Origin of the sequence: Salinivibrio sp. PR932 (assembly GCF_001996125.1) — a bacterium.
Classification (GTDB): domain Bacteria; phylum Pseudomonadota; class Gammaproteobacteria; order Enterobacterales; family Vibrionaceae; genus Salinivibrio; species Salinivibrio proteolyticus.
The window spans coordinates 21,122-27,319 of sequence record NZ_MUFM01000039.1; the positions used below are offsets into that span (position 1 = coordinate 21,122).

Below are 6,198 nucleotides of genomic sequence, written 5' to 3' on the forward strand. Positions count from 1 at the left end.
CGTTAGACCGCACATGGTAACACTGGCGTCGCGGATCACCAATCCTCGCGCGCTTGCTAACCTAAACGCCTGCACCTTGGCAGGCGTTTGCACCAAACAGTGGGTCTTTTGCGATTAAGAAGCCAGTTTTTTGAGCTGCTGTTTTGCATCGTCAATGGCTTTGCTGGCCAAGTCTTCACCCATGGCGAGGCCTTCCGCGTACACAAACTCAACGTCTGTAATACCAATAAAACCAAGTACGGTTTGCATATAACCTGTCACGTGATCGGTGTTACCGCCTTTGTGCATCCCGCCTCGCGTGGTGACAACGATAGCGCGCTTACCTGTCACCAAGCCTTCAGGGCCATTTTCGGTATAGCGAAATGTCACGCCAGCACGGGCAATAAGATCAATCCACGCTTTCAGCTGCACGGGCACCGTGAAGTTATACATAGGGGCGGCGATGATTAGTGTATCGCTTTGTTGGATCTCGTTAATCAGTTGGTCAGAAAGCGCCAACGTTTGCTGCTGACGTTCATTCAGATCACTGCCGCCACGAAGGCCACCGGCAAGCTCGCCGTCAAGGATCGGCAATGGGTTGGCTGCCAAGTCTCGCTCAACCAAAGAATCAGGGGATAGGTTGTTCACCACGCCATCGATTACGGCGTTCGAGCTAGAATGGGGGCCAAGAATACTTGATTTGATGACAAGCGCTTTCATTACGTTCTCCTTTAAATTAACGGTCTGCATGTTGCGACCTTGGTTAGTGTAGAGTTTGGGCGTAAAAACACCACGTCAAGGATTCGTCAAACTTGTTCAAAAATTTCGTTGATGTAACAACTTTTCGAGTGAACATTGGCAGTTAGCAAGCRGGGGCGTATGATTGCGCTCGGCTGTCGTCCAAAATGTAAAAATAATGTTATAATGGCCGTTGTGTCGGATAGACAGCTTGCATTGGGGAAGCGCCACAATCAAATCAACAAGCCGTGTGCTTGTGTGGACGCAACGGGATTTGAGGAATAGCGCGTGAAAAATCTATTTATGTTAGACGTGGATGGTACGCTGGTAGATAGCTGCCACATGGACCACGAGTGTTTTAGTGAAGCTATTTTTGCTGTGACGGGACTAACGGTACCTGATGATTGGGGGGGATACACCAACATCACCGACGCAGGTATCATTGAAGAACTCATCGATAAAAACGACCTGAAAAAAGAAAAGATCACCATTTTCCGAGAAGTGAAACGTGTGTTTATGCAAAAGCTCGCGCACGCCATTGCGGAAAAAGGCATGGCACCTATTCCGGGCGCGGTCGAGTTTATCAATGAGATGCGTCAAGTACCCTCTGTCGCCCTTGCCATTGCGACGGGCGGCTGGGAAGAAACTGCACGGATGAAGTTAAAGGCCGCCGGTTTTAATGTCGATGGTATCGTATTCTCATCATGCTCTGATGCGATGAGCCGTAGTGAAGTGATGGCACTCGCGGCGTTCCGCGCCAAGCAAGATTATGGCGTGCAGTTTGATCGCCGAATTTATTTTGGTGACGGGGTATGGGACAAACAGGCGACCCAATCACTGGATTATGAGTTCGTCGCGGTAGGGGATAAAGTGGAACACCACACCCGAATCAACGATTTTGTTAATCCGCGCGCCATTTTGGGGCGTTTAGGGATAGAAGAAACCGACGCGGTGAAGTTTGCGTAAGCCATTACTGCCTGTTGAGTAATACGTAAAAGCCGGTGAGGTGTACTCACCGGCTTTTTTACGTTTGCTGTTGAGCGTTGCCAAGCGGTTAACGAGTTACTTATCTCCTTGGCAGCAAATTAATGCACTTGGCTGCAAGTGGTATGCTCGGCACGGGCTGGCCTCGCCGCCTCTTGATTGAAGTAGGCACGCGTTTCGTTGATCACCACATGGCGAAGTAACAATAAGCCAATTAGGTTCGGGATCGCCATTAAGCCATTAACGATATCAGCAAGGATCCAAATGGTGTTCAGATGAATAAAGGATCCTGATGCAATCAATCCAATAAAGATGATTTTATACAAATAGATCGCACGCTTTCCGAACAAGTAAGCGACACAACGCTCGCCGTAGTAATGCCAGCCTAAAATAGTGGTGAAGGCAAAAAATAACAGGCCAATATTCACCAGCATCGGCCCAATACTGCTCTCCATACCGACCGCAAAGGCATGGGAGGTCATCGCGGCCCCTGCCAGCTCCCCTGACCATGATTGGGTCAGAACGAGGGTCAGGCCCGTCATGGTACAAATCACCAGTGTATCGATAAAAGTACCGGTCATGGAAACAAGGCCTTGCTCAACACACGAGTCGGTTTTGGCGGCAGCCGCGGCGATAGGGGCACTGCCCAGTCCTGACTCATTGGAAAATACGCCGCGTGCAATACCGGCTTGAATCGCAAGCATCATCCCCGCACCGGCAAAACCGCCAGTTGCAGCCATTCCCGTGAACGCAGACTCAAAGACTAGCGCGACGGCGTGTGGGAGTTGTTCAATGTTCGCCCCGAGCACCCATAAACACGCGACCACATAGAATACCGCCATTACGGGAACGATTTTGGCGGCCACAGCGGAAATCGACTTTACCCCGCCAATGGTTACGAGGGCGACCAGTACGGTTAAGATGCCTGCAACCGCCACGGTGGGAATATTAAACAGGTGAGTGGCGGCACTGCTGATGGCGTTAACTTGCGGAAAGGTGCCAATACCAAAGCAGGCGACGCCTAATCCAAACAGCGCGAACAGCTTTGCCAACAGCGGTTGTCCAGCCCCTTTAGAAAGGTACATCATCGGCCCGCCCAGCATATTGCCTTTGTGGTCGGTTTCGCGATACTTCACTGCCAGTAAGCATTCTGCGTATTTGGTTGCCATGCCTAAAAACGCGGCTAGCCACATCCAGAATAGGGCGCCTGGTCCACCCAACGCGATAGCGGTGGCGACACCAATAATATTTCCTGTTCCGATAGTCGCGGACAATGCTGTACATAAAGCCGCAAAACCAGAAACATCGCCTTTGGTTGAAGCATCTGCCGGTTTAAAAATTTGTTTTAGTGCAAAAGGTAAACGGCGTAGCTGGATCAACCCTAACCGTACGGTAAAGAACAGTCCGGTTCCGGTGAGCAGTAGTAATAGCGGTGGGCCCCATATCCAGTCGTCAATGGTGGCGAGAAGTGATGGTATATCCGGTAGTTGAGTTAGAAATTGCATTTATCCCCCTTTAAACATCAAAGGAGGAGATAAGCCACACTAATATTAACAAAAGTGCTACATATTGGGGTGGGTATCTCCTCTGTCCTTTTGCCTGAGAGTTTCACTTGAAAACAAGCTTGCTCCTTCGGCGCCCGACTTGACGGGTCTCTCCAGAGGCTCCTCCAACAGCAGTCCATACATTTAAGTGCCTGAAAGATTTACTTCTTCGGCGGATGGCGAATGCCACCTCTCTCCTGCTGTCTTCATCGGAACGTAATATTGCGGTAAGTATGATAGATCACAGAAATATGAATGCAATGCAAAAATGAACAAACAGTTCTATCAGCTAAAGAAGTGCGCAAAATTTGCACTCTTTAAACTTTTATCTGTGAACGGTGCGGTGCTGGCTATACTGAAATTTCGACCGATGAATGCTCAATAAATGTGACCGTATGCCGATAACACGGATCAACACCTTGTGATTGAGTTTGCAAGACGAAGCCGTAACGATGGGCCCTGATATGACCACTTGGAACGAACTTTTAGGCGTTGGCGCCAGTGAAAGCGCTGAGCAAATTAAACAACGCTATCGTCAACTTTCGATTCGCGTGCATCCAGATAAAGGCGGAAGCACTGGGTTGATGCAGCTTGTCAGTGAAGCGTATCAAGCGGTTAAAAATGGCAAGGGCGATCACAGCCCGCTCGACAGTCAACAATCTGCTGGTGGCACGGCAGCATTGCGTAGCCAAGTGGCGCGGTTACAAAAAGAACTCGCCGCATTGCAGCAAGAGAATCGAACTTTACGAGCCTGCCAAGCGAACAACCAAATCCCCGCGCACCTGACCGCGAAAATTGCCAAGCTGGAGTTTGATAATCGCCAATGGCGGGAGCACTATCAGAAGCTGGAAAAGCAACATCATGTCTTAGAAGAGCAGCATCAGCGATTATCAAAGCAACATGACAGTGACAAGAAAAAGAGCAAACAGCTCAATCGAGAATTAAAACAGGCATTATCTCAGGTTGAACAACTGGAAACCGAGCTCAAACACAAAGCGACACCAGTAACGCTAAAAGCCGCAAAGCCCGGCTTAGCATGGCGTTGGGTATTGGCTTCTTGGGGCGTGATTGCAGTGCTGATGCTGCCGACAAGCCACTGGCAAAGCATGATGAGGACGTTGTTAGGCCAGTCAGCTCCAGAGGTGGCGCAACGTGTCAGAATTGTCGAACCGTTGGAGAACAATCAAACCACGGCGCCTGTATCAACACCAACACCGCAGGTAAGCGACTCGCGTGCATCCATGCCGACAGCACCGATGATCCAGCTAACTGCAACAGCGAATCAATGGCATGTAAGCCAGTTTGATAAAGTGCCACAACCTTATCTCGCGTTACGCAGTGAGCAAGGTTCGTATGTGGTGGCCAATTGCCAAGGGGAGTTTTACGTATACCTCAATACCACCTATCAACCTTTACGCGTACCGCCAAACCTTGACTACATTACTCAGCGGCAACACTTTCATGTGTATGCAATTCCCTACGGCCAAGGCGCGTCGATTGATAGTTGGCAGCTCGCCCGCAAAGTGAAAATATTTGACGATACCTTTGTCAGTGAGGATCTTGCCCCTCAACTCAGTGCGTTTGAACAATCGTGTCAACGAGCACCAGGGCTGACAGCGGCAAACTTTTAAAAAACCAGTAACATTTTCATTTGCATCGACATGGTTTACCGCCCAACTCAGGCGTCTGATGTGTCGCGCCTGTATTACACTGATCAATAAGGCTCGATTGATTTTGTGATAAGGAACGCCAATGTTAGACCAAGCCATGTTTGCACATCGGTATGATCCACCTCGTCAGGATAGCGGCGGTGGGGTATTCAGGCGTTATCACATTGCTGTTTCTCACTCTGTAGCGGTAGAAGGTTTGGTGTCGGGGATCGGTATTCCTGCATGGTCGGAAGGGCGCACTGAGTCGGCCAAAGATGCGGCGGTGCTGCACACTATGATGACCCAAGGCGCCAATTTAATTGGCCAACTGCAAGTGGATCCGCTTGCCTTTAGCATTACTGGCCTCAATCCTTTCTACGCTGAGCTTCGCAATCCAAAGTACCGTAAGTATCGCGTCGGCGGCAGTAATGCAGGGATTGCTGTCGCAGTCGCAAAAAAACTGGCTCACTTAGGCCTTGGTAATGATGCTTTCGGCGGTGTACGCATTCCAGCGGCACATTGTGGCTTATTTGGCTATCGGCCCACGCCAGGACTCATCGACGCGAGTGGTTTGTTACCTGCGGCAGAAACGTTTGATAACCCGGGCGTCTGTAGTGCTGCATTAGCGCCAATTAGCCAGTTCCAAGAGCTGGTGGCGAAACCTTCAACGGCGATCAAAAACATTGTCGGCGTTGTGTTGGCGGAACCTATCTTCGCACTTTACTACAGTGATGAAGCAATGGATTGTTTCTACAAAAAATTGGATGCGTTACCTTTACCGCATGAAACCACACTGGCGATGAACAAACTGGTCTTAACACGGATTGAGAACGCACAAGTTGCCATTGCCAGCCATGAGTTTTTGCTGGTCTATCAAGAATGGCTGGAAAAGCAAAAGCTGGACTTGCCATCTTCCACACAAAGCTATTTGGCTCGCCTTCAAGCAATTACTTACAAAGACCATTTCCAAGCGAAAAAAACGCGCAAGCAACTCAGAGATACCGTGTGTGCGATGTGGCCAAGTGATAAAGTGTTAATTTTACCGTCCACACCGGGCGAGATCTTGCCAAGAGACGCAGGCCAAGAGCAAAGCGACATCTTTAATTTGGCGCAAAGACGCCTTATGGCGCTGGCCGATGTTTGTGGGCTACCGCAGTTAACCTTGCCATTATTTAGCCACCAAGACTCCCCTTACGGTGTCACATTGCTGGCACACCCCAACAAAGATAAGTTATTGATGGAAGTAGCACACCGTTGGGTAGGCTAAGCTTGATTCTAGAATCTTTAGCCACGCTGTCGTCAAG

5 protein-coding genes and 2 riboswitches are annotated in these 6,198 nt (G+C 49.7%); of the genes, 3 read left to right on the forward strand and 2 right to left on the reverse strand.

Annotated elements, in window-relative coordinates; all coding sequences use genetic code 11:
* Nucleotides 1-114: 114 nt before the first annotated feature.
* Nucleotides 115-699, reverse strand: coding sequence for an FMN-dependent NADH-azoreductase (locus BZG84_RS14470; RefSeq protein WP_069587020.1), 585 nt, complete (start codon nt 697-699; stop codon nt 115-117).
* Between the two features lie 306 nt (nt 700-1,005).
* On the opposite strand from BZG84_RS14470, the gene BZG84_RS14475 reads away from it, so the two are divergent.
* On the forward strand, nt 1,006-1,683 hold the full coding sequence (locus BZG84_RS14475) for an HAD family hydrolase (RefSeq protein WP_232111997.1): 678 nt from the start codon (nt 1,006-1,008) through the stop codon (nt 1,681-1,683).
* Between the two features lie 119 nt (nt 1,684-1,802).
* On the opposite strand, the gene BZG84_RS14480 is transcribed toward BZG84_RS14475, so the two are convergent.
* Nucleotides 1,803-3,206 (reverse strand): alanine/glycine:cation symporter family protein, encoded by a 1,404-nt coding sequence (locus tag BZG84_RS14480; protein WP_077678387.1) that lies wholly within the window; start codon nt 3,204-3,206, stop codon nt 1,803-1,805.
* A 79-nt stretch (nt 3,207-3,285) separates the two neighbouring features.
* A riboswitch (glycine riboswitch) is annotated at nt 3,286-3,365 on the reverse strand.
* 2 nt (nt 3,366-3,367) lie between these two features.
* Nucleotides 3,368-3,455: riboswitch (glycine riboswitch) on the reverse strand.
* Between the two features lie 254 nt (nt 3,456-3,709).
* Between BZG84_RS14480 and BZG84_RS14485 the strand changes: the two genes are divergently transcribed.
* Both BZG84_RS14485 and BZG84_RS14490 read left to right on the forward strand, forming a co-directional pair.
* Nucleotides 3,710-4,876, forward strand: a complete 1,167-nt coding sequence (locus BZG84_RS14485; protein ID WP_158011506.1) for a J domain-containing protein — start codon at nt 3,710-3,712, stop codon at nt 4,874-4,876.
* A 121-nt stretch (nt 4,877-4,997) separates the two neighbouring features.
* Entirely contained in the window at nt 4,998-6,161 is a 1,164-nt protein-coding gene (locus BZG84_RS14490) for an amidase family protein (RefSeq protein ID WP_077480615.1), read from the forward strand.
* The last annotated feature ends 37 nt before the right edge of the window (nt 6,162-6,198 follow it).

Bases quoted from the DNA above. Each gene is read 5' to 3' on its own strand.
- BZG84_RS14470 (WP_069587020.1), bottom strand. From the start codon at position 699: ATGAAAGCGCTTGTCATCAAATCAAGTATTCTTGGCCCCCATTCTAGC.
- BZG84_RS14480 (WP_077678387.1), bottom strand. From the start codon at position 3,206: ATGCAATTTCTAACTCAACTACCGGATATACCATCACTTCTCGCCACC.
- BZG84_RS14485 (WP_158011506.1), top strand. From the start codon at position 3,710: ATGACCACTTGGAACGAACTTTTAGGCGTTGGCGCCAGTGAAAGCGCT.
- BZG84_RS14490 (WP_077480615.1), top strand. From the start codon at position 4,998: ATGTTAGACCAAGCCATGTTTGCACATCGGTATGATCCACCTCGTCAG.